The sequence below is a fragment of the Dyadobacter jiangsuensis genome, assembly GCF_003014695.1.
Lineage (GTDB): Bacteria > Bacteroidota > Bacteroidia > Cytophagales > Spirosomataceae > Dyadobacter > Dyadobacter jiangsuensis.
In genome coordinates this window covers 294,763-317,777 of the sequence record NZ_PYAS01000001.1, presented here as the reverse complement: position 1 = coordinate 317,777, position 23,015 = coordinate 294,763, and the positions used below count along the sequence as shown (strand labels likewise).

Genomic DNA, 23,015 nt, shown 5'->3' with positions numbered 1-23,015 from the left:
CTTCAATCCGAAGATAACCACTTGCCCGCTGCTCAACAGCGGTTAATGCACCGTCACCCGCATTCCAAACTGTGCCGACAGGTTGGCCGCCAGGTAAGGGCTCCCCATCTCCCATCCTTTGGTTTTACCATTGAGCGAAACATAGGCCGAAACTCCTTTGCCGATGCTATGGAAAAGCCGGGCGCGGACCGCTCCGCCTGTCAGATGTTCCGCTTTCAAAAACGATTCCGGCTGCTGCCAGCCTTGCAGGGTGAGATCGGCGTACCATCTATCGGCGAAGCGTTGATTAGCAATCCCCAGTTCAATGCCGTAATAGCCGTGGTCGCGGTTGTTATAGCGGTGTGCACCGAACAACAAATCGCGGTTACCCACCTGCACGGGCACGATCAGGGAAATGCTGTTGCCGAAATGGGTAGGCGCATATTGCGTAAAGAAGTTGAAAGCAACGCCCCGCCCCAGCCTGATCCTGTTGATCATGAATATCGCAGGATTGAGGTAATTGAGCAACGAGAGCTTTTTTTGCCTGAGCAGAAAGGTCTGGGCATCTTTACTCAGCTCCGAAAACCCTACCCGCCTGTTGACGCCGTCCCCACCTTTAAACTTGGTCCGTTCGGTAAATGCGGATTCCGGATTAAACATATCATAAGCCCAGGCGGTCAGGTCAGCGCCGGCAAAGTCACGCTCTGTTTCCAGCGGACTTTCAAATGTCGGCGACCACACTTTGGCCGAATCGCTTTCCGAACTGGTCGAAAACCAGAAATAATTGTGCACATACCAGGCATTATAGAGTATCAATGCTCCCTTCGGCAGCGCGCGCTTCTTGTAAAAATCTTCGACTGAAATACGCTTGTTCAGCATTACTTCCGATTGCACCCCGGCAGTGTATGCGTACAGCAACGCATTCGGGTTTGTTTGTTTCAAAGCCGACAGGCTGGCGTCGGTAATGCCGTAAACGGTCCCGTCCCAGCGGTTTGGAAACCAGTTGCCATTTTTAGAGGCGATTCCGTTGACGCCCAGTACCGTCCGGTGAAACTCCTCATGCGCCCATTCGCCGAGCGGGATAGGCAGCTCGCTCGCAAAACGTGAAAAGCCCAGCGTCATGCCGTATTTGAGGAGACCATTCCAGATCTTTCTCCCGGGTGATTTCGGGCGTACTATGGCATTTCCCAGCGCATCGATCCCCCAAAACGACATTTCGTACATCCCCCGGGCGTATTCGAGGGACTGGTCCATCGACACGTAACGTTGCGGAAGGTCTGCTACCTGCGGAAAGTCCACCAGCGGGACGGTCATTCGGAGCTTGTAACGCAAGGAGTCCTGCGCCTGCGTGGGCAAATGCGCGGCCAGCAGCGTCAGCGACGCCGCAATTAAAACTTTGATTTTCATGGCTGATTTATGGTGATTGGATATAAAAATTCACTTGGCGAGCAATGCATCGGCCGGGTCGCGGCCAGAGAGCAGGTCCTCGCGCGACGGCCTCACGACCACATCTGGCATTACACCGCGGGGAATGCCGGACTCTGGTTTGACGGCCATATAATAGCCTGCAAGCGGAATGCCCACATCCAGCCCAGTAGCAGGCAACTTGTAGATCGCGAACGTGCCGCTGTTGTCACCCTGGTAGGCCCCGCCCGACTCTTCACCCATGAATATGCCCCGGTTTTCGCTGCGTGCGACGGCCAGGAACTCCGATGTAACAGAATAGCTCAGTCCGTCCATCAGGAATGTCACATTTCCGGCATAGGCATGCCGGTGAGGGCTGTGTGTGCCGAGGTTCTGGTGTTTTTTGAATAATAACCGGCCCTGTTCGTCTTTTCTGATAAACCACCTGGCCAGCCCGATGAACCGGGGCAGGTACACATTGCTCCTGTTCGGAACATCCCGTTTCCGTTTCACCTTCACTTCAATGCGGTCGTAATACCGGAAGTCGTTTCGGGCAATGTGGGCATACAGATGTTTTCCCAATGCGTCATTTCCGCCTTCATTACCCCTGAGGTCAATGATCAGCCGCTGCACCTTGCGGCTGCCGATCTGCACAAAGGCCGAATCCAGAAACCGACGGAAGTACTTATCACCCTGCGGCGGATAGAACGTCGCGATGCGAAGCCGCGCAACGGTGTCCGAAGGGAAAGTAAGTTGGTTGTGGCCAGTCAAATAGGACGTATTCTGATTCAACACCTGCCAGGCGTCGGCGTTGATCCCCGCCATCCCGATGGTCGTTTGCGCTCCTTGCTCATCGGCCAGTACGATCGTAAACGGTCCCGCGCCAGACTGGATGAAATCGGCATACCAGGCGCTGAAATATTGCTGGATTTGCGCGTCGGCCGAGGTTTGCACATACGCATCGACAAACACCTGCCTCCGCAATGCATGCAGCACCGAGTCGATGGATTGCCCGTTAATGCGTTTCACGTATTTCCCCACGGCCTCCGGATACCCCGAACGCGTCACCAGCAACTGCCCGGTGTTGTCAAACCGGACAATCACGGGGATGAGATTGTCTGTAAAAAAGTAAAAAGGAAACCCCTTCATGGGAGGGAAAAACTTGGTGTGCCCGCAGCGGATTTTTGTGAGCACCGGATTCACCATTCTGAAAAAAGCCAGGAAGGAAGTCGAGTCGCGGCTGCTTATCACATTTCTTACCGAATCGAGCGCATGCAGGACTTCTTCACGCGGTCCGAAGCGTCCGAAACCGGGATGAAGGGTTACGACCGCAGAGCGTACCATTTCCAGATCGGAAAGCAGTGCGGCGGAGGGATATTTTCTGTCGGGCAGAGATTGTGCACCGGTTGCTAAGTATATAGCCAGTTGCAGGAGGGCAGTAAGTAGTGTACGAAGTTTCATTTTGAAATTTTCCGCAATTTTGGCTAAAAACGAGGCAGGCGTCGTCTTTCCCGACAAGTTCATACCTCTTTGATGTACCTATTTAGCGCATTCAACTTCCTGTTTTGATCACAGCCATACTCCTTTCAGGCATCATTCAGGGCGGCTTTCTTGCCCTTATGCTGCTGCGAAAACCGTCCAATCAGGTTGCTAACCGCATCCTTGCCGCACTCATACTGGTGCTTATGGGCCACCTTTTACTGGTCGCCCTGGACGTCAAGGATCTATTTCTCGTATATCCGCATTTCAGCAGGCTGTCATGGCTGTTGCCGCTTTTGTACGGGCCACTAATCGTGCTGCTGACGCAAAGCATTACCGATCCCGATTTCAGGCTGCGTCCAAGCCAGGGGCTCTCACTATTGCCTTTTGTCGTTTACTTCGTCATATTACTCCCCTACTTCGCCTCGTCGGCGGCCGACAAGCTGGCCTGCCTTTCCAATGCCCATCTTGTCGCCCAACAGGACTTTGGCTGGATGAACACCCTCACCAACTACCTGCATGTGGGTTTCGTGGCGGGTGCATTGGTGACGTTTTACCGCAACGTCCGCAAACGCACCGAGCACTTTTCCAGCAGCGAACTGATCGACGTCCGGTGGCTGAAAGAATTCCTTTGGATCGTGTTATCGGTCATGCTCTTTTCTGTGATCACTTTTTACGCCCGGAAATACCGGATTACTTACCTCAGCGGCATTTATCCGGCGCATTTCCTGCTGGTGGTCGTGCTTGTGTACTGGATCGCATTCAAGCTGCTCCATGAAAAAGCCGCGTTGACACCCGCGCCCGCCACCGAACCGGCGCATCCCGCACATGAGACGGAGCCGGTCGTCAAATATGCCAAAAGCGGCATCACCGATGCGCTCAGCGACGACATCGCCCAACGGGTTACCACGCTGATGCATTCCGAAAAGCCTTATCTGGACAACAATCTAACGCTCGCCGAACTGGCCGCGCGCATGGATATTCCCCGGCATCAGCTTTCACAGGTGATTAATACTGCATTTGGCGTAAATTTTTTCGAATTTGTGAACCAGTACCGGTTACAGGAATTCAAAATCCAGGCACTCGATCCTTCCAACCAGCATTTATCGCTATTGGGTATCGCGCTGGAATGCGGGTTCAACTCGAAGGCGACTTTTAACCAGGCATTCAAAAAACTGGAAGGCACCACGCCTTCCGATTTTGTGAAGAAGAGCCGGGAAAATGTGTTGAAATAACTATCCGCAAGACGCTATGCAATCACAACGCATTCTTCAAAACCTGGCCGAGTCCATCCAGCTTGACACACTCGAAACGGATTTTTTCTTGTCGCTACTGCAAACGCAAAAGCTCCGCAGGCGGGATTTTCTCTTGCAGGCGGGTGAGGTGTGCAGGCATCAGTCATTCGTCGTCTCCGGCTGCCTCAAAGTCTCCTATCTGGATCCGGCCGGTGCGGAGCATGTGGTGAAATTTGCGCCTGAAAACTGGTGGGCGTTCGATCTCGAAAGCTTTGCCGTGCAATCCGGCGCTTTTTATTCAATCCAGGCCATTGACGACACCGAGGTACTGAAAATCAGCCGTGCAAATATGGACCTGCTGCTGGACCGTGTTCCCAAGTTCGAGAAATTCAACCGGCTGATGTACCAAACGGCCTACATCGCTTTGCAGCGCAGGCTTACCCAAAACCTCGCCAGCAAGGCCGATGAGCGTTATCAGCAATTTCAATTGAAATACCCCGGCCTGGAAAACCGGATCGCCCAGAAGGATATTGCCTCCTATCTCGGCGTTACCCCCGAATTCCTCAGTTCAATGCGCCGCCGTGAAATGCGCATGCATCTTTCGGACAATCCAATTCTTAATCTACATTAAGAGTTTGCGCTTTTTTCGGGCCTTGCTTTGTGAAACTAAATTTCAACCATTGATGGATCAAAGCATTGCTTACACAAACATGGACTGGTCGGGCCTGTTAATGCGCCTGACGCTTACACTCGTCATGCTCCCCCACGGCGCCCAGAAAATGCTGGGAATTTTCGGCGGATACGGTTTTAAGGCGACCATGAGTTTCTTTACGGAGTCGATGAAACTGCCGTCGCCCGTCGCATTCCTGGTCATTGTCATCGAGTTTGTCGGGCCGATATGCCTGTTCCTCGGGTTAGGCACAAGATTGTGGGCCACCGCACTTGCAATCGTGATGATCGGGGCGGTATGGACTACAAGCGGGCAACACGGTTTCTTCATGAACTGGTATGGCAACCAGGCCGGTGAGGGCTTTGAGTACCATTTGCTGGTCATTGGCCTATGCCTCTCCCTGCTGATCTCCGGCGGCGGACAATATGCGATCGACCGCTTGTTTTGACCTATTCCGAACGAACGCCGTCCGCAGCGACTTGGCCTGGCGATTGGAGGATAGCAGCGAAGAATTCCCTGATATCCTCCGCCAGTAACTGAGGCACTTCCATGGCCGGGAAATGGCATCCGCGGTCATAAAAAGACCATCTGTCGGGTTCGCCCATGAAGGAAGTGAGTTTCTTCAACAGGCTTTCGTCTTCTTTTTTACCAAAACAAGCCATTGCGGATGGCACTTTCGGAGGCGCCCATTGACTGGCATCCTGCGAACTATCCCCGCCCCAATCAAACGCCATGCTCATGTTTTCGGACAGGATGGCCGCGCTCGACGCGCCGAGCTGGTTGAACCAGTAGAGTGACACATTCGTCAGCATAGCGTCCATACCGATGGCGTCTTCCGGAAGGTCTTTGTCGGCATCGGTCCATTCCTTGTACTTTTCGGCCATCCATGCCAGCTGGGCTATGGGGCTGTCCGACAATGCAATACCGATCGTACCAGGCCTGGTCGCCTGGATTTCCAGGTAGGCTGTTCCTTCTTTTTTGTAGCGCTTCATGCGTTCCAGCCCGGCCTTTTCTGCGTCCGTCAACGACGAATCGTCCGCAGGGAACATGCCTAATCCGGCGACGGCAAAAAAATCTGAATTGATATGGGTCCCTATCAGGTTATACGCAGCCACACCCGACATAATGCCCGCGATACCTGCGCCCATATCGCCGCCATGCACGGCAAACTTTTCGTAACCAAGCCTGTTCATTAAAGTAGCGAACGTCGTGGCGATCTTGATCATGTTGTACCCCTTCGTTTGGACCGGAATCGAAAACCCAAAGCCCGGAATAGAAGGGATCACAAGGTCGAATGCAATCTGATCTGGCTCCTGAGGATTGGACAATGGTTCGATAATCCGGGTAAAATCCGCGAAGGATCCGGGCCAGCCATGGATGAGCATTAATGGCACTGCATGGGGCCTGGCCGACCTGATGTGCAGGTAGTGAATGTTCTGCCCCTCGATTTCGGTTATAAAATGCGGGTACCTGTTCAATTCCGCTTCTTGTTTCTGCCAGTCGAACTGGTGCTGCCAATAGTCGGTAATCCGTTTCAGGTGGTCGACAGGAACGCCCTTTTCCCATCCGCTTTGAATAGCCGGGATGGCCCAGCGGGCATTAGCGAGTCTTTGTTTAAGGTAATCAACTTCCTGGCCGGAGATCTGAATCTGGAATGGCTGCATGATTTTCGAATTTTGAATGTGAAACTGATAGGTCAAAATTCGGCACCAGGCGTCCGGCAGACGATAACAATTGTTAATAAACGCTACCTGCGGTTGCGGATCCGGCTCAACGACACGGAGGTAACGCCCAGGAAAGAGGCGATGTAATGCTGCGGCACCCTTTGCAGTATTTGCGGATATTGTTCGAGCAGCTCGCGGTACCGCTCTTCCGGGCTGTTTTTAATCCTGGAAAGGAACAGCTTTTCTACGTACAACAGTCGCTGGTGCGTTTGCTCTTCCATTGCCTCGCGGATCAGCGGTGAAGCTTCGATAATTTCAGCGTAGTCCTTTTTGGTAAGCGTGTGAAGCACACATGGTTCAAGGGTTTCGATCGCGTAAAGGCTTGGCTGATTGTAACGGAAGCTTTCGGCTGAGGAAACGCCCTCGCCTTCGAAGAAAAACTGAAAGGTAATGTCTTTGCCGTCCTTGTTGAAAGAAAGCCTCAGGCAGCCCTTTTCAATAAAATATACCTTTTTGGCAACCTCAGCCTCGTCGAGCAGCACGGTCTTGGCCGGAATTTCCTCCCTTCTGAACAGGTGACCGAATTTCGCCCATTCGGCCTGTATGTTTTGGTTTGCCATGAATTCTAATTTCCGAGCTTAACGCATACCCGTTGCGCCACCCGTAAAAAGGATATCCCGGTACCTCATTTCCGCGAGGGCATTCAGCTTCCACCTGACCAGCTGCTTCCGCCAGCCCGTTGCATTGTCCAGCTCGTGGCCGTATTCGGCCATCACCTGTTTTTTGACCGCCAGGCGGAGACCGTTCCGATGAGCGGAACGCGGATTCAGGAAAAAACCATTGTCGTCGGGAAGCATATCGATCCGCATTTTGATTTACGTTGCGTAAGATACGTTTTTACAAGTAATATTACAGCTCCCTTCTCTTTTATGGGATTGATAAACCGCATCTAGCTTCATGGACCAAAAGATCATACGAATCAAAGACATTGCCCTTAAAGCCAAAGTATCTCCCGGCACTGTGGACCGCGTCATTCATAACCGCGGAAAAGTGGCGGAAAAAGTCAGGATCCGCATCCAGAAAATCATCGACGAGAGCAATTACGAGCCCAACCTGATGGCTCGTGCGCTTGGTTCTAAAAAGCAGTACCGGTTCGCAGCCCTGATTCCGGATCACCAGGTCGATTCGTATTGGCTTGCGCCCAAAACAGGTATTGAAAAAGCAGCTGCCGAGCTGAAACAATTCGGCGTTTCGGTGCAGCAATTCATTTTCAACCCTTATGACGCAAAGGATTTTGTCAGAAAGGCGGAGGAACTGACGGCCGCACGACCTGAGGGTATATTTCTCTCGCCGATCTTTTACCACGAAGTACTTCCGTTTCTCGCCCAATGGCACGATAGCTCGGTTCCGTTTGTGCTCTTCAACACGGAGATATCCGACCACGGGCCACTGAGCTACATCGGGCAGGATTCGTACCAAAGCGGAAAGCTCGCCGGCAAACTCATGCATTATGGTCAATCGGAGCCCTGCTCGATCCTGATCGCGCATATCGACGAAAAAATTGACAATGCGGCCCACTTGCTCAAAAAAGAGGAAGGCCTGCGCGACTATTTCAGCCAGCAGCAGGACGTTTTCGGCATTACCACCATAGAGCTCGACAGCTCCGACCCCGAGGGATTCAACAGCAGGCTCGCCGACGCAGTGAACGGTATCGCCGACCTACGGCATATTTTCGTTACCACTTCCAAAGCACACCTCGTTGCTGCGGAGCTTGAACGGAGGCAGCTGGGCGATATCCGCATTATCGGTTACGACCTGGTGCCCGCCAACCTGCATTACCTCGAAAAAGGCAGCATCGGTTTCCTGATCAACCAGAACCCCGAACGACAGGGCTACCTCGGCATCCGGCAACTGGCCGACTTCCTGGTGTTCCGCAAGGCAGTTTCCAAAACGAAATTCCTGCCGCTGGACATCATTACGCTCGAAAACCTGCGGTATTACCTCGAAGAAGACGTGATGAACGTGGCAGAAAAGCTCGCATAACCGGCAGGCGACACCTCCTATCGGTCAATTTGTAACCGATAATTGCATTAGTGTAAATCAACAAAATTAAAATTTTATAAAAGTGTGTACGCACACACTTTTATTTGGTAGTTTCGTATTTATGAAACTGACCCTACCGCTTCTTTTCATCTCCCTGGTCTCGTTCCGGCCGTCCGTTGCGCAGGAACTCCCTTATGTTTCCGGCAATAATTCCTGGAACCCCGACTCACTCGGGAACGTCCGCGCCGTAATCGACGTGAAGCAGAAAAGCGCCGCGGCCGCTGCGGTGATCGACTGGCGCCGCCGCGACCGGCACACCGACAGCGAGGTGATCGTGGTGGACAGCGCGACCAACCGTCGGATTTTGAATGTAAAAACAGGCCATATCAGCCGCGAGTCGGGCGAGGTTACGTTCGAACCGGTATCGGGCTCAGGCACCTATTATATTTACTATTTACCTTATAAAGTCCAGGGACGGGCCAATTACCCCACAGCTAACTACCTGAAAAGAAGCAACACCGCCTCCGCAGCGTGGCTGACAGGCTTGAAAAATGCGGTGCCGGCGAAGGTCCGGCATATCGAAGCGGTGAACGAAATGAGCAGCCCCTACCCGATGGAAGTGATCGCGAAGTCGGGTGAAATCAAAAAACTGCTGGCGGCAAATGCTTCCCGAAAATACCTCGTGTTTCCCGAAGACCGGATGCACCCCATCCGCATGACGGACGATCTGCCGCAGCGATGGATTGCTAAAGGAGCCAACCGCGCATTCCGCGATCAGGCACAACCTGGCGAAAACTATACATTTCAAATCGGCGTATATCCACTATCGTTATCACTGAATAATGTCCGCATCCGCTTCTCGGATTTAAAGCAGGGCAGCCGGGCCGTTATTCCGGCCAAAGCATTCTCCTGCCTCAACACCGATGGCACAGGCTGGGATGCTCAACCGGTCAGAAAGCAGGTTTCCGTCGCCCAAGGCAAAGTACAGGCCCTCTGGTGCCTGGCCGACATCCCCGCGAACATCCCTGCGGGCGCTTACACGGGAAAGGTTTATGTAACTGCCTCTAATGCCCCTGAAACGGCCATCGATATTACCCTGCAAATCGGCGGGCCGGTGCTGGCCGACAAGGGGATCAGCGAGCCGCAAAAGCAGACCCGACTGGCATGGCTCAATTCGACCATGGCGCAACAGAACGAGGTGATCAGCCCCTCCCTGCCGTTGCAGCGGCAAGGCAATGCGGTTTCGCTTTTGGGCCGCAGGTTTACCGTCGGCGCCAATGGGCTGCCGGAACGCATTGAAACCTATTTTACACCGGAAATGACCGGCCTCTCGGCCACCCCGAAAGAGGTGCTGAAAGCGCCCTTCCGGTTCGTTGCCACGGCGAAAGGCGGAAACGTTGAAAAATGGACGGATCAGGGCGTTCGCTATACGGAACAATCGCCCGGCACAGTAGCCTGGACGGCTTCGAGCACCTCCGCGCACCTGCGTATGGACGTGACGGGACATATTGAATTCGACGGCTTTGTAGCCTACGACGTCAAAGTGACGGCCCTCTCCGACACGGAACTGGACGACATTTACATGGATATTCCCATGAGCCAGGATGCCGCGCGCTACATGATGGGACTTAACCTTAAAGGCGGCAAACGCCCCGCTTCCTACGATTGGAAATGGGAAGTGGCTACTAAAAACCAGGACGGCGCGTGGATCGGCGATGTGAATGCGGGGCTCAATTTCTCCCTGCGCGACGAGCATTACGTACGCCCGCTGAATACCAATTTCTATCTTCAAAAACCGCTTCTGCTGCCCACTTCATGGGGTAATGCTAACAAAGGGGGCATCCGGATATCCGAAACCGACGGTCAGGTACTGGTCCGTAATTACAGCGGCGCCCGGACCATGAAAAAGGGAGAAAGCCTGCATTATAATTTCACCCTGCTTATTACGCCATTTCACGCGCTGGATACCGATGCGCAATGGAAAACACGGTTTTACCACCGTTACAACGATCCCGATTCGATTAAGGCGAAGGGTGCGACGATTGTCAATATCCACCACGCAACGCCCATTAACCCTTATATCAACTACCCGTTCATCGAGCACAAGGCTATGAAGGCGTATATCGATAAGGCGCACCAGGACGGTTTGCAGGTTAAGATTTACAACACGGTGCGCGAGTTGTCGAACAGCGCGTACGAACTCTTTCCGCTGCGCAGCCTGGGCCACGAGATCTTCTCGCCGGGCAAGGGTTTGGGTTATGCCTGGTTGCAGGAGCATTTGGGTGACGATTACATTGCCGCGTGGTATGTACCTGAAATCAGGGATGCGGCGGTGGTCAACTCGGGCATGAGCCGCTGGCACAACTACTATGTGGAAGGCATGAACTGGCTGACGCAGAAGGTCGGAATAGACGGAATTTACCTCGACGACGTGGCTTTCGACCGCACGACGATGAAACGCGTCAAGCGCGTGCTCACGCGAGACGGCCATCCGGGCTACATCGACCTGCATTCGGCCAACCAGTACAACAAGAACGACGGCTTCAACAACAGCGCGAACCTGTACATGGAGCATTTCCCCTACCTGAACCGTCTCTGGTTCGGAGAATACTTTGATTATGAGCAAAATAACCCGGATTTCTTCATGACCGAAGTTTCCGGTATTCCTTTCGGCCTCATGGGCGAAATGCTCGAAAACGGCGGAAATCCGTGGAGAGGGCTCATTTACGGCATGACCAACCGGATGCCCTGGAAAGAAGGCAGCGATGCGCGCGCGATCTGGAAAGTGTGGGATGCATTCGGGATGCAGGGCAGCAAAATGCTGGGCTACTGGACCGGTGCGAACCCGGTAAAGACCGACCATCCGCAGGTGCTCACTACCAGTTACGTTCAGGATAAACGTGCACTTGTCTCCATTGCCAGCTGGGCAGAAGGCGATGCCAGTTTCCACCTGAATATCGATTGGAAAAAGCTGGGCATCGATCCGCAGAAAGCGCAGATCAGCGCGCCGGAGATCATCAACTTCCAGTCAGCGGCTAATTTCACGGCTTCACAGTCTATTCCGGTTACAAAAGGCCGCGGATGGTTACTGATTATATCGGAAAAACCGTAATCAGTAAAATGAAGTATTTCAGTTTCATTTTCCAGTAAAATTTTCTTTCAAATTGATAAAATGCAGGAATTTTAATTTTAGAGTGTGTACGCACACATTTTGTTTTCTACATTTGTTTCAACCTATATTTCACTCTAAATGAGCGCATTTGACAGGAGCTGCCAACCGGTAGTCGTTCCAGTCTGGAAGAGCTTTTTATGTTAACCCCAAAACCCAATTCCTATGAAGTTAAAGGCTATACTGAGTTTCATTTTCGTTGCCCTGCTGGTTGCCGGCAGCAGCTTCGGTCAGACCGGCGAGATCCGCGTGTCGGGTACGGTGACCGACGCTAAGGGTGCCGAGATACCCGGTGCCAACGTATCGCTGTCGGGCACCACTACGGGTGTCATTACCGACACAGAAGGGAAATTCTCCCTCTCCGTTCCCAATAGCCAATCGGTACTGCGCATTTCGTTTATCGGCTACAAAACAGCCGAGATCACCGTGGGCAATCAGACCGTCTTCAAGGTTACGCTCGAAGAAGATTCCAAAACCCTCGATCAACTGGTGGTGGTAGGATATGGTACCCAGAAGAAAAAGGACCTGACCGGTGCCGTGAGCTCGATCGCCAGCGAAAGCCTTAACCTCGGCGGTGCTACTTCCAACGTAGCGCAGGCGTTTCAGGGACGCGCGGCGGGTGTGCAGGTGAGCCAGTCAAACTCGGCGCCCGGCGGTACTACCGTGGTGCGCATTCGGGGTGGTAACTCCATCTCATCCACCAATGAGCCTTTGTATGTGGTCGACGGCTTCCCTTCCGAAACGGGAAAGGACATCAACCCCAACGATATCGAGGACATCCAGATCCTGAAAGACGCTTCGGCAACTGCTATTTACGGTGCACGCGGTGCCAACGGTGTGGTGATCATCACCACCAAAAGAGGAAAGGCCGGCAAGGCCCAGGTCGTTTTCGACAGCTATTACGGTGTGCAGAAAGTGAGCAGCAGCTACGAAAAGATGACCGGCCTGCAAGCCATGGAAATCACCAATGCGAAGAACGCCGAAAAAGGCCTGCCTGCATTGTATACGCCTACCGACCTCGCGAGCGGCATCAGTAACGACTGGTTCAAACTCGCTACCCGTAATGCGAGCGTGCAGAGTTACAGCCTGACGGCCAGCGGCGGCAACGACGACACCCGCGTGGCATTGTCGCTCAACTATTTCAACCAGGACGGCGCATTGAAAAACACCGATTACGACCGCTATTCGGTACGTCTGAATGCAGACAAGCAGTTTGGCAAGCGCTTCAAAATGGGCGCCAACATTTACGGTGCGCATACCTTCTCGCGTTTCAAGAACTACGACGGCTCTATTGTTCCTTCCAACGTGATGTACGGCATTTTGTCGGCCTCGCCAGCGGTGCCTGCTTACAATGCGAACGGCACTTTTGCCCGCTTCCAGGGCCGCGACAACCCATTGGCCTGGCTGCTAGCGCCTACCAACGACAAGTTCGGCAACAAGATTAACGTCAACGCATTTGCCGAATACATGATCACCGACGACCTGACCTTCAAAGTGAATGCAGGTACGGAATACAACGGTTTCAAGGAAGGTACTTACCTCCCCCGCGACCTCGTGGATGGAGAAAAGGTGAAAGGCCGCGCCACTGTGAACGACAATGCGGCGTACCGGAACCTGGTAGAGGCCTATTTTACCTATATTAAAACCTTCGGCGACCACTCGATCAATGCGGTAGCCGGTGTTTCGACGCAGGATGATAAAACGGAGGAGCATTACTCGGCTGTTCAGAATTTCAGCTCGGATGTGTTTTTGTATAACAACTTGGGTGCGGGTACCGAACGCGTAACCTCGACCAGCTCGAAAGTCAATACCAAGATCGCTTCGGCATACGGCCGGATCAACTACGGATTCAAGGACAAATACCTGGCCACTTTCACGATCCGTCGCGATGGCTCGTCACGCTTCGGGGAAAACAACCGTTACGGATATTTCCCTTCCGGCTCATTGGCCTGGCGTATCGGGGATGAGGAATTTGTAAAAACCCTCAACCTGTTCTCCGACCTGAAAGTACGTGCCAGCTACGGGGTTACCGGTAACGACCGCATCGGGGATTATGCCTACATGACCACCTTCTCGCCCGTGAACGTGACCCTCGACGGCGACAACTCCTACGGCGGCGTGGCAGCAACCCGTTTGCCTAACCCCGACCTGAAATGGGAAAGCACTGCCCAGCTCGACCTCGGTGTGGACATGGCATTTCTCGGCGGCCGCATTTCGGCGACATTTGATTACTACCACAAAAAGACCAACGACCTGCTGATGAACATTCCGATCGGCGACTGGCAAGGTTTCAGCAGCCAGATCGTGAACGCGGGTGCGATCCAGAACAACGGTCTTGAACTTTCACTCAATACCCAGAACATTTCCAAAGGCAGCTTCCGCTGGAAAACCGCATTGAACATTGCCTACAACAAGCAGAAGATCCTCGACCTGGGCGGCCGTCCTTACATTATCACTACTACTGCCAACCCTTACGGCGGCCGTGCGGTGGATTTCACCAAGCTGGAACCGGGCCGCGAGCTCAGCAGCTTCTTCGGGTACCAGTATGCAGGCGTGATCAAAACGGGCGAAACATATGCGCCGCAGCCGGGCGCACCTGCGGGAAGCCCCAAATATGTGGATGTGAACGGCGACAATGTGATCAATGCCAACGACCGTACCTACCTTGGCCATGCTAACCCGCATTATACTTTCGGGATCGGCAACGAGTTCAGATACAAGAACTTCGACCTGAATATTTTCATGCAGGGCGCATTGGATTACAGCCTGTACAATGCCAATGCACTGATCCTTGAATCGGGTTTCGGCACCTCGGCACTGAACCGCTGGACTACTGCCAACCAGAATACCGATATCCCTCAGGACGGCTACGCCACAACCTCTTACGGCGGCTATATCAACTCCCGCTTCATCGAGGACGCTTCTTACCTGCGCTGCAAGATGATCACATTGGGCTACGAGCTTCCGTTCGGCCAGGCTAGCAGGGTGAAAGTGCGGCTGTACGGCACGGTGCAAAACCTGTTCACGATCACCGGCTACACCGGAACCGATCCCGAGGTGAACACGAAAGCGGCCAATACCGGCAGCTCGGCCAGCAGCATCAACCTCGCGTCGGGTCTCGATTATACCGCCTTCCCGTCGTACCGTTCCTATACCCTTGGCTTAAAAATTAATTTCTAATAGCATCAAAATGAAATACATATCAACTCTGTCACTGATGATGTTGTTCGCGGCGGTTTCATGTGAAAGCCTGATCGAGCCGAAAGTTTACAGCATTCTCACCGACGCCAATGCATTCCAGTCGAAAGACGATGCCATCGCCGCCGTGAATGCCGCCTATTCCCGACTGAAACAACCCAGCGGAAGCAACGACTCGTGGATGTATTACGCGGGTTTCCAGGTGACCATCACCGACCTTACCACCGATGCAGGCCATGCCAAATCGGGCGGCGACGTAGGGCTGATGTCCGACGCCAACTGGGGGCCGAGCAATACCTACCTCGCCTATGCGTGGCAGCACCAGTACAAGCTTGTTTCAGACGTGAACAATGCATTGTATTACATTCCAAAAATCAAAGCCCTGACCGGCGAGGAGCAGGCGCAATTTGCAGGTGAACTGAAATTCCTCCGTGCACTGGGGTATTACGACCTTACCAATGCATTTGGTCCGGTGCCATTGATGACCGAGGATTCGGTAGCGAAGAATATCCAGAACCCGGATTATGAAGCCAAAACGCCGGTTACCCAGGTGGCGGAGATCAACGCGAAGATCATCAGCGACCTCGAATATGCGGTGCAGAACCTGCCATTGAACTACACCAGCAGCAAAATTTACAAAACCAACGACGTAGGCCGTGCTACCAAAGGCTCAGCCCTCGCATTGCTCTGCAAGCTTTATTTGCGTGAGAAAAACTGGCAGAAAGTAGTGGAGATCAGCCAGCAGATCACCGATCTGAAACAATACCAGCTGTATCCCTCCTACTCGGAACTGTTTGCGGAAAGCAATAAATGGTGCTCTGAAAACATTTTCAGCGCATTGTCCAACAACCTCGTGGATGCGACCGAAATGATGAACCACTTCGGGCCGATCAACCACAAAGAGGTAACCGACCGCTGGCAGTATTTCGGGATCCCCTGGCGGTTCTGGAACACGTTCGAGAAGACCGACGAACGCCGCGAAATGTTCTTCTACGATTACATCGGTACCGACGGCCTGCGCTATGTGCAGCCACCGGCCGGAGCGGTGAACCCACCCGCAGGCTACTATTACCTGCCCGACGTCGCTTCGAAGAAATACGCCGACCCGAAAGGTTCGACGACCTACCTCGACGGTCACGTTTTCCCGATCATCCGTTATGCCGACATCCTGCTGAGCCGCGCCGAGGCGCTGAACGAGCTCACCGGTCCGAATGCGGAAAGTATTCAGCTGATCAACCAGGTAAAAACCCGCTCAAAAGCCACCTTGCTTGGGGCGGCAGGCACATTTACCAAAGAAACCCTGCGCGACGCGCTTCTGCAAGAGCGCGGATGGGAGTTCTTCTTCGAATGCAAACGCCGCGAAGACCTGATCCGGATGGACAAGTACCAAAGCATGGTGAACACCTACCTGAGCGCCATCGGCAAAACGCCTCGGATCGATATTAACAAACACAGATACTTCCCGTACCCGCAGGCACAGGTAGACATTAATCCTAACCTTTCGAATACCGGCAGATAATCGTCGGGCAAACATGCAGACAGGCAGTACGCACTCCCGCGTATTGCCTGCTGCCATTTTCGGGGCCGGTTTTGAATTATATTTACAGACACATTCCATCGATTTCCTATGCAACGCATCCTCCTCGCCTTCGCACTCCTGATTACCGGCCTCACTTTGCTCGGCTGTAATGGTACGGGTATAGAGACGATCAGTCTCAGCGCTCCGGGCAGGAATACGCTGAAAGTGAGGATCGATGTCAAAACCACCGACCCATGCGTAGTCCGCATCGAGTACTGGCAAAAGGCCGAGTCGCTGCATAAGTTCACGACCGTTTCATCGCCCGCAGGTACCGACCATGCATTGGTACTGACCAACCTTCGGCCCAAATCCCAATACCTTTACCATATTGTTTCCTCCGGCGGCGGCAAGGAAACCACCAGCAAGGTTTACGATTTCCGCACGTCGGGCTATCCGATGTGGATCCAGGATTTTTTCCAGACCATTGCCCCCGATTCGACCGTCGTGCCGGACGCATTCAAAAAAGGCTTTATCCTCTTTTCGCGCCGCGAAACGCCGGGGATTATTTTCCTGCTCGATCACAAGGGCGATATCCGCTGGTACCATCAGGTGAATGGGACCGGCTTTAAAACCACACATTTCACACGCAACAAAACCATCCTGTCCATTCTCGGGACAGAAGAATACCCTACCAGCTACGGCAACGAAATCCTGGAAGTATCGCTCAAAGGCGATACGCTGCTGCATTTGAAGAAAGGCGAGAACGATTTCAAGGAAACGATCCACCATGAGATCATCCTCAACGACCGCAGCCAGATCGTGACCTTGAATGTGCAAACGCGCATCATGGACCTTAGCTCCGTGGGCGGTAGTAAACAGGATACCGTCAAGAGCGACGGCATTCTGGTACTCGATCGCAAGGGTAAAAAAGTATGGGGCTGGTCGGTGTTCGACGCGCTCGATCCGCTGAAAGACCCGAAAATCATGCAGGAGAAAAAGGATTGGATGCATGCCAACAGCGTGAGCTTCGACCGCGACGGCAACTACCTGATGTCGTTTTACAACAACGGGCAAATCTGGAAGATCGACTCCCAAACCGGCAAAGTACTCTGGAAATTCGGCCGGGGCGGCGATTTCAAAATGCCTGCCGATGGCGTTTTCGACCAGGGGCATGCCGTTCACCGCAATGCGCAGGGCGACCTGATGCTCTTCGATAACGGCACCAGCAAGCAAACCACCCGCACGCTGACTTTCGGCCTCGACGAATCAGCCAAAACCTCCGTGTTGAAACACCATATTACATTACCCAAGGAGTTTTACACCGCGCGTATGGGCAGCGCTTACCTCGTGGGGCCGAATGCCGTGCTGCATTGCAGTTCGAAGACCAACAGCATTGTGCTCACCAACCTGGACGGACGTTTCCTGTGGGCACTCAAAAGCAGGATTATGCCCTACCGCGCCGAATTTGTTCCACAAGAGCAGGTTGCCCCCTACCTGGTAAACTGACGCCCGATGCAACCGGTACCCGCCTATCTTTTCCTGACATTCCTGAAAATCGGCGCTACGTCGTGGGGCGGCTTCATGTCGCTGATCTCGATGATCCAGAAGAAAGTCGTGGAAAAGGACCGGATGCTCGACAATGCAAAAGTAATGGAAGGCATTTCGCTTGCCTCGGTGCTGCCGGGGCCGATGGCCGTCAATGTGGTTTCCTATGTGGGCTACCAGCTCGGCGGATGGAAAGGCGCGCTGATCAGCGTCACTGCGGTGATCCTGCCGTCGTTCGTATTGATGCTGGCGCTTTCGCACTTCTACTTTCAATATGGCGATGTGCCTGCGATGAGCCATTTCTTTGCCGGAATATTACCTGCGGTTGCGGCCATTATCATCAGTGTGGCGATCAGCATGGGCCGTAAAAGCATTTCCGATATCCCGCAGGTACTCATTGCAGTCGTGTCGGCAGTCGCGGTTTTTGTTTCAAAATCCTATTTCTCCACCATGGCCATCCTCCTGGCGAGTGCGTTGATGGGCTATTTGATTTATTTCAAAAAGACTGCTTCCACTGCAGCGCCCGAGTCTGCACGACCGGGCTTTAAAATACCCTATCCGCTGGTTATGGCCGCGATCCTGCTCATTGGGCTGATCACCTGGCCCCAAAGCAACCCGTTTGCCGCATTACACCGGACTATCCTGCTGACCTTCTCCGGCATGAGCCTTACCCAATTCGGCGGCGGCTACGTGATCATCCCTGCCATGCAGAAGATCATCGTGGATGGCCACCGCTGGCTTTCCGACCGTGCCTTTGCGGATGCAATTGCGATGGGGCAAGTCACGCCCGGGCCGATTTTTATCAGCGCCACATTCATCGGCTACAAACTCGCCGGTTTCTGGGGCGCCCTGAATGCGACCATCGCCATTTTCACACCTACTGCCATTTTAACGATCATCGCAGCCCGCTTTTTTAATAAAATCAGCCAATCGGAACTGGTAGTTGCGGTTTTTAAAGGTCTGAGGCCCGCCATTATCGGGATGATCGTTTCGGCCGGCGTTTCCATTTTGTGGGGCAACGGCTTTACGCTCTTTTCAGTGGCCGTATTTTCGGCGACGCTCGGCGCGACCATTTATTTCAAAACCGACCCGGCAATAGTAGTGCCGGTAGCCGGCATTCTTGGATTACTTATATTGTAAGCTATGGCATTTACCCCAGTTCAGATCATCGGCACCCAGCGAAGCGGCTCCAATTTGCTGCGGCTTATGCTCAACCAGCTACCCGAAGTATCGGCTCCCCACCCACCCCATATCCTCGAAAGGATCATGCCGCTGTTGCCGGTTTACGGCGACCTGACGATTGAAAGTCAGTTTGATCAGTTGATCGACGACGTGTGCACGCTGGTGGAAACCAATCCGGTGCCTTGGACGGCCGTTACCCTCGACCGCGCGGCCATACGCGTGCGGTGCGAAGCGCCTACCCTGCCCGAAATCGCCAAAGCGGTGTATGAGCTGAAAGCCCAGGCCGACGGTGCGCGCATCTGGACGTGTAAAAGCATGGCCAATATCCATTATGCCGCCGAACTCGAACAATACAGCACGCCACCCCGCTATATCCACCTGTTCCGCGACGGCCGGGATGTGGCGCTTTCTTTTAAAAAGGCCATCGTGAGCGAAAAACATGCCTATCACCTCGCGCAGCAATGGAAGCGCGAACAGGAGGCATCCATTGCATTGTATGAAAAACTCGGTCCCGGACGCGTGCTCCGCGTGCGCTATGAGGATTTGCTCAAAGACCCCGAAACGGAATTGAGAAGCATTTGTACGTTCATCGGAGCCCAATATTCCGAAACGGCACTCGCCTACCACGAATCCGCCGAGTCGCGGGAGACCGCCAATTCGGGATTGATGTGGCAAAATGTGGTGAAACCGGTATTAACCGACAACCACCGCAAGTTCCTGGCCGGGCTCCCGGAAGCGGATATCCGCATTTTCGAGCGCGTCGCCGGTGATACCCTCGAAAAACTGGGTTATGAGCTCGTTTATAAAAAAGACTATACGCTTTTTTCAGCGGAGGAAATCTCGGATTTTTCGCAGATTAACCAGGATTTGAAAAAAGAATTCCGGAGTAAACTAAGGCCGGAGGACCTGGAAAAAAGACGCGCGCAGGAACAACTCCTGAAAGCGATTGCCGACCGGTTACCCCTTATTCCTCATTGATAATGATGCAAATAGACATTCATATACTACCCGCCATAGCGCGCGAAGCCGGAGATGCGATTATGAGGATCTACAACGATCCTGCCAAATCGGGCGAGGTGGAGAACAAGGCCGACGATTCACCGCTCACGCTTGCCGACAAGGCTTCCCACGAGGTGATCGTTGCCGCATTGGCCGAACATTTCCCCGGCATACCCATCATGTCGGAAGAAGGCCGCAACATTCCTTTTGAAGAAAGAAAAAACTGGCATACCTACTGGTGCGTGGACCCGCTAGACGGGACCAAGGAGTTTGTGAAACGAAACGGGGAATTCACGGTCAACATTGCCCTCATACGCGACCGCACGCCCGTCATGGGTGTCATATACGTGCCCGTAACGGGCATAACCTACTACGCGGACCAGGCAGGCGGCGCGTGGAAGACCGACGCCGCTGGCAACGCCGCCAGACTTCAGACGAGCCACGCCGATGCCGGGTGGACGGCCGTAGGCAGCCGGTCGCACGGGAGCCCGGAGGAAGCCGCAGTGCTGGCCCGGTACCCCGTCACGAACCAGGTTTCGGTGGGGAGTTCCATCAAATTCTGCTTCATTGCGGAAGGCCTCGCACACATCTATTTCCGCCAGGGGCCAACCATGGAATGGGATACCGCCGCAGGGCAGGCGATTCTCGAATGCAGCGGCGGCAAAATGACCACCGCGTCGGGCGAGCCGTTTTTATACAACAAAGAATCACTGCTGAATGGCAGTTTTCTGTGCCTGTGCCAATGAAAGCGCATCAAAAAGGAATGGTGGTGTGGCTACTGGGGCATTCGGGGGCCGGCAAAAGCACCCTCGCCCAAATGGTTGCGCGCCAACTGGAAACCGACGGCTACCGCACGCTCTCGCTCGATGGCGACGTGGTGCGCGCGGGCATGAACAGTGACCTGGGCTTTTCCGATGCCGACCGGCTCGAAAACATCCGGCGCGTGGCCGAGCTCTGCAAAATATTGCTCGAAAAGGACCTCATCGTGATTTGCTCCTTTATAACGCCCATGCAGTCGCACCGCGACCTGCTGCGGCAAACCCTCGGCGACCGTTACCTCGAGATCTATTTGGAATGCCCCATCTCCATCTGCGAGCAGCGGGACGTGAAGGGCCTCTACCGCAAGGCGCGTAACCATGAAATTGAAAATTTTACCGGTATCGGCTCGGGCTTCGAAGTGCCGTTACACCCGGACCTCATCGTCCCGACCGCATTATGGCAGCTTGAAGAATGCGCGGGGCAGATTTACCGATTGGCGATCAGCACACAATCCTGAATTAGCAAGACGTAACAGATATTTCGTCATTGCTATTTCAGGGTTGCATATTATCAGAGACAGGTATTTATTAATATTATTTTGGTTCTTCGGACCAAAGCAATATGCCAAGCCTCAATCCGGCCGACAGGTGCCCGGTAATTCTATTTCCGGAAACGTAATTTTCGCCTTCATAGAAAAGGTCCGGTTTGTTTGTGCTTATATTTTTGTTTTTGTAATTGGAGAACATTGAATTGGTACGCGAGAAACCAATGCCAGTGAAAAAATCCAGCGTCATTCGTTGTCCGAGGAATATCCGCCCGCCGAGCTTGCCAGTAACACCTATTTTGGTTTTGGAAAAGTCGGCATAATCAAAGTTCACCTGCGTTGTGTCGTTATTATTTTCGAAATGATAGCTCTTTCCGGTCGTTCCGCTCATGGTTGAAAACAATCCTTCGGCTGCCATATACCAACCACTGCGCTCGCGTTTCAACCAATAATATTTCACTTCCGGTCTTACCTCAAAAAGTTTGTATTTCCCTTTCTCCCACTTTTGCTGACGCAATCCCAGTGCCGTACTGAATGGTACCGGCACCCCTACGCCTAAATTAAGCCCGGCCGCCCAGCGGTTGCCAAACATCATTTCCGAGCCAAATCGGATCGACGGATCGGTAAATCCAAGTGGCACTAAGTCGATATGGGCATCGATATTCCGTCGCGAAAAGTCACTTGCCCGCTGGGCATTTGAGCGGTTCACAATCAAGAAAATCAACGTAATACTCAGAAAATAAAAGATGTTTCTCATGGCGTTTTAAAAGATTGGTTGGTTCAAGTAGCTTTTTATTATTTAAGTGTCCTATTCAAATTGCTTTTTAATAATATTCAAATTTCAATAGGGTGCTCTATTACCTTTACCTTTCCGAATTACTGCTACAAGAAACATCAAATTTTCGAACACTTCACAAAACGGTTCAAAATATGATCAAAAAATAGCGGCAGCTTTTTGTTACCAAGTCTGCCGCTTCGCCTCGTGCTCCCTTATAGTGCCCTTAATAAACCCGATTTCAAGGCCCGGCTGACTATTCGCATAGCTGACCGCGTCAAGCCCCTTTTCTTTTCCCGCCGGGTAGTAGAGCGGGTTGAGCGTCATGTCCAGCTTGCAGGACATTTTCGCCTCGCTGGTCCCGGGGTTGATCTGGTATACCTTGCTGTCGGTCACAAGGGCATATACTTAGCCCAATACTACCCCGCCGAATCTTCGCCCATTTAAGCAACTAACAATTAAATGATTATAAATAGGGCGTACGAATGATGCATGCAACAAAATTACCTCTGAATGCATCAAAAGTCCGGGTGAAAAGCGGACAAAAGCCTGAGTTTTGCAATATCGTTACCGACACCATTTAGCCATTAGCTATGAAAACAATCATCTGTTCACTACTTGCCCGCATTCTCTTCAACCTACCCAACTTTAACTTACTGGAATACAACGGACTGGATTTTGATCCGGTAGAAGACAGCCACGACGATCCCGGCCCGATCGAGACCGCGGCTGTCATGGCTGAGGAGTGAAGTCAGCCGGGCATTCGAAATGATGTTTTCGCATCCGCATACAACCATCCCCTATTGCGAGCGCCTCTTTGGTACGAAAGCTGATCGAAATCGAATCGTAAC

At 53.0% G+C, this 23,015-nt stretch carries 20 protein-coding genes; 13 read left to right on the top strand and 7 right to left on the bottom strand.

Features of this window, described 5'->3' with window-relative positions; all coding sequences use genetic code 11:
* Nucleotides 1–42: 42 nt before the first annotated feature.
* A complete protein-coding gene (locus CLV60_RS01175) occupies nucleotides 43–1,386 on the bottom strand; it encodes a hypothetical protein (protein WP_106593552.1) in 1,344 nt (447 codons plus the stop codon).
* Between the two features lie 30 nt (nucleotides 1,387–1,416).
* Complete coding sequence (locus tag CLV60_RS01170) at nucleotides 1,417–2,844, bottom strand: S41 family peptidase (protein ID WP_170118685.1); 1,428 nt, start codon at nucleotides 2,842–2,844, stop codon at nucleotides 1,417–1,419.
* Nucleotides 2,845–2,948: 104 nt separating this feature from the next.
* On the opposite strand from CLV60_RS01170, the gene CLV60_RS01165 reads away from it, so the two are divergent.
* Genes CLV60_RS01165 through CLV60_RS01155 form a run of 3 tightly spaced genes read left to right on the top strand, consistent with a single transcriptional unit; the run spans nucleotide 2,949 to nucleotide 5,215 of the window.
* On the top strand, nucleotides 2,949–4,097 hold the full coding sequence (locus CLV60_RS01165; RefSeq protein WP_106593550.1) for a helix-turn-helix domain-containing protein: 1,149 nt from the start codon (nucleotides 2,949–2,951) through the stop codon (nucleotides 4,095–4,097).
* 16 nt (nucleotides 4,098–4,113) lie between these two features.
* A complete protein-coding gene (locus CLV60_RS01160) occupies nucleotides 4,114–4,728 on the top strand; it encodes a Crp/Fnr family transcriptional regulator (protein ID WP_106593549.1) in 615 nt (204 codons plus the stop codon).
* Between the two features lie 52 nt (nucleotides 4,729–4,780).
* Complete coding sequence (locus CLV60_RS01155) at nucleotides 4,781–5,215, top strand: DoxX family protein (protein ID WP_106593548.1); 435 nt, start codon at nucleotides 4,781–4,783, stop codon at nucleotides 5,213–5,215.
* A gap of 1 nt (nucleotide 5,216) precedes the next feature.
* Here CLV60_RS01155 and CLV60_RS01150 read toward each other — a convergent pair whose 3' ends face one another.
* From CLV60_RS01150 to CLV60_RS01140, 3 genes are all read right to left on the bottom strand, one after another.
* Nucleotides 5,217–6,431: an epoxide hydrolase family protein gene (locus tag CLV60_RS01150; RefSeq protein WP_106593547.1), complete on the bottom strand. Its 1,215-nt coding sequence runs from the start codon at nucleotides 6,429–6,431 to the stop codon at nucleotides 5,217–5,219.
* An 83-nt stretch (nucleotides 6,432–6,514) separates the two neighbouring features.
* Entirely contained in the window at nucleotides 6,515–7,051 is a 537-nt protein-coding gene (locus CLV60_RS01145; RefSeq protein ID WP_106593546.1) for a Crp/Fnr family transcriptional regulator, read from the bottom strand.
* An 18-nt stretch (nucleotides 7,052–7,069) separates the two neighbouring features.
* Nucleotides 7,070–7,300 carry a hypothetical protein gene (locus CLV60_RS01140; RefSeq protein WP_106593545.1) on the bottom strand — a complete coding sequence of 77 codons (231 nt, stop codon included), beginning with the start codon at nucleotides 7,298–7,300 and terminating at the stop codon, nucleotides 7,070–7,072.
* Nucleotides 7,301–7,388: 88 nt separating this feature from the next.
* Between CLV60_RS01140 and CLV60_RS01135 the strand changes: the two genes are divergently transcribed.
* The 9 genes from CLV60_RS01135 to cysC all read left to right on the top strand — a co-directional run bounded on the left by CLV60_RS01135 (nucleotide 7,389) and on the right by cysC (nucleotide 21,362).
* On the top strand, nucleotides 7,389–8,474 hold the full coding sequence (locus tag CLV60_RS01135; RefSeq protein ID WP_106593544.1) for a substrate-binding domain-containing protein: 1,086 nt from the start codon (nucleotides 7,389–7,391) through the stop codon (nucleotides 8,472–8,474).
* Between the two features lie 121 nt (nucleotides 8,475–8,595).
* A complete protein-coding gene (locus CLV60_RS01130) occupies nucleotides 8,596–11,586 on the top strand; it encodes a glycoside hydrolase domain-containing protein (protein ID WP_106593543.1) in 2,991 nt (996 codons plus the stop codon).
* Between the two features lie 222 nt (nucleotides 11,587–11,808).
* Complete coding sequence (locus CLV60_RS01125) at nucleotides 11,809–14,823, top strand: SusC/RagA family TonB-linked outer membrane protein (protein WP_106593542.1); 3,015 nt, start codon at nucleotides 11,809–11,811, stop codon at nucleotides 14,821–14,823.
* 10 nt (nucleotides 14,824–14,833) lie between these two features.
* Complete coding sequence (locus CLV60_RS01120) at nucleotides 14,834–16,360, top strand: RagB/SusD family nutrient uptake outer membrane protein (protein ID WP_106593541.1); 1,527 nt, start codon at nucleotides 14,834–14,836, stop codon at nucleotides 16,358–16,360.
* Between the two features lie 108 nt (nucleotides 16,361–16,468).
* Nucleotides 16,469–17,866, top strand: coding sequence for an aryl-sulfate sulfotransferase (locus CLV60_RS01115; protein ID WP_106593540.1), 1,398 nt, complete (start codon nucleotides 16,469–16,471; stop codon nucleotides 17,864–17,866).
* A gap of 6 nt (nucleotides 17,867–17,872) precedes the next feature.
* Nucleotides 17,873–19,045 (top strand): chromate efflux transporter, encoded by a 1,173-nt coding sequence (gene chrA / locus CLV60_RS01110; RefSeq protein WP_106593539.1) that lies wholly within the window; start codon nucleotides 17,873–17,875, stop codon nucleotides 19,043–19,045.
* 3 nt (nucleotides 19,046–19,048) lie between these two features.
* On the top strand, nucleotides 19,049–20,065 hold the full coding sequence (locus tag CLV60_RS01105; protein ID WP_106593538.1) for a sulfotransferase family protein: 1,017 nt from the start codon (nucleotides 19,049–19,051) through the stop codon (nucleotides 20,063–20,065).
* A gap of 2 nt (nucleotides 20,066–20,067) precedes the next feature.
* Nucleotides 20,068–20,832 (top strand): 3'(2'),5'-bisphosphate nucleotidase CysQ, encoded by a 765-nt coding sequence (gene cysQ, locus CLV60_RS01100; protein WP_310589256.1) that lies wholly within the window; start codon nucleotides 20,068–20,070, stop codon nucleotides 20,830–20,832.
* Complete coding sequence (gene cysC / locus CLV60_RS01095) at nucleotides 20,829–21,362, top strand: adenylyl-sulfate kinase (protein WP_170118684.1); 534 nt, start codon at nucleotides 20,829–20,831, stop codon at nucleotides 21,360–21,362. The genes cysQ and cysC overlap by 4 nt, the downstream gene beginning before the upstream one ends.
* A 76-nt stretch (nucleotides 21,363–21,438) precedes the next feature.
* On the opposite strand, the gene CLV60_RS01090 is transcribed toward cysC, so the two are convergent.
* A complete protein-coding gene (locus CLV60_RS01090; RefSeq protein ID WP_106593536.1) occupies nucleotides 21,439–22,146 on the bottom strand; it encodes a DUF3575 domain-containing protein in 708 nt (235 codons plus the stop codon).
* A 201-nt stretch (nucleotides 22,147–22,347) separates the two neighbouring features.
* On the bottom strand, nucleotides 22,348–22,560 hold the full coding sequence (locus tag CLV60_RS34100) for a hypothetical protein (protein ID WP_146151502.1): 213 nt from the start codon (nucleotides 22,558–22,560) through the stop codon (nucleotides 22,348–22,350).
* A gap of 197 nt (nucleotides 22,561–22,757) precedes the next feature.
* Here CLV60_RS34100 and CLV60_RS34185 point away from each other — a divergent pair, with 197 nt between their 5' ends.
* Nucleotides 22,758–22,913 (top strand): hypothetical protein, encoded by a 156-nt coding sequence (locus tag CLV60_RS34185; RefSeq protein ID WP_170118683.1) that lies wholly within the window; start codon nucleotides 22,758–22,760, stop codon nucleotides 22,911–22,913.
* Nucleotides 22,914–23,015 lie beyond the last annotated feature (102 nt).

Coding starts and splice junctions, on each gene's coding strand:
- CLV60_RS01175 (WP_106593552.1), bottom strand. CDS start 1,386: ATGAAAATCAAAGTTTTAATTGCGGCGTCGCTGACGCTGCTGGCCGCG.
- CLV60_RS01170 (WP_170118685.1), bottom strand. CDS start 2,844: ATGAAACTTCGTACACTACTTACTGCCCTCCTGCAACTGGCTATATAC.
- CLV60_RS01160 (WP_106593549.1), top strand. CDS start 4,114: ATGCAATCACAACGCATTCTTCAAAACCTGGCCGAGTCCATCCAGCTT.
- CLV60_RS01155 (WP_106593548.1), top strand. CDS start 4,781: ATGGATCAAAGCATTGCTTACACAAACATGGACTGGTCGGGCCTGTTA.
- CLV60_RS01150 (WP_106593547.1), bottom strand. CDS start 6,431: ATGCAGCCATTCCAGATTCAGATCTCCGGCCAGGAAGTTGATTACCTT.
- CLV60_RS01145 (WP_106593546.1), bottom strand. CDS start 7,051: ATGGCAAACCAAAACATACAGGCCGAATGGGCGAAATTCGGTCACCTG.
- CLV60_RS01140 (WP_106593545.1), bottom strand. CDS start 7,300: ATGCGGATCGATATGCTTCCCGACGACAATGGTTTTTTCCTGAATCCG.
- CLV60_RS01135 (WP_106593544.1), top strand. CDS start 7,389: ATGGACCAAAAGATCATACGAATCAAAGACATTGCCCTTAAAGCCAAA.
- CLV60_RS01130 (WP_106593543.1), top strand. CDS start 8,596: ATGAAACTGACCCTACCGCTTCTTTTCATCTCCCTGGTCTCGTTCCGG.
- CLV60_RS01125 (WP_106593542.1), top strand. CDS start 11,809: ATGAAGTTAAAGGCTATACTGAGTTTCATTTTCGTTGCCCTGCTGGTT.
- CLV60_RS01120 (WP_106593541.1), top strand. CDS start 14,834: ATGAAATACATATCAACTCTGTCACTGATGATGTTGTTCGCGGCGGTT.
- CLV60_RS01115 (WP_106593540.1), top strand. CDS start 16,469: ATGCAACGCATCCTCCTCGCCTTCGCACTCCTGATTACCGGCCTCACT.
- chrA (WP_106593539.1), top strand. CDS start 17,873: ATGCAACCGGTACCCGCCTATCTTTTCCTGACATTCCTGAAAATCGGC.
- CLV60_RS01105 (WP_106593538.1), top strand. CDS start 19,049: ATGGCATTTACCCCAGTTCAGATCATCGGCACCCAGCGAAGCGGCTCC.
- cysQ (WP_310589256.1), top strand. CDS start 20,068: ATGATGCAAATAGACATTCATATACTACCCGCCATAGCGCGCGAAGCC.
- cysC (WP_170118684.1), top strand. CDS start 20,829: ATGAAAGCGCATCAAAAAGGAATGGTGGTGTGGCTACTGGGGCATTCG.
- CLV60_RS01090 (WP_106593536.1), bottom strand. CDS start 22,146: ATGAGAAACATCTTTTATTTTCTGAGTATTACGTTGATTTTCTTGATT.
- CLV60_RS34185 (WP_170118683.1), top strand. CDS start 22,758: ATGAAAACAATCATCTGTTCACTACTTGCCCGCATTCTCTTCAACCTA.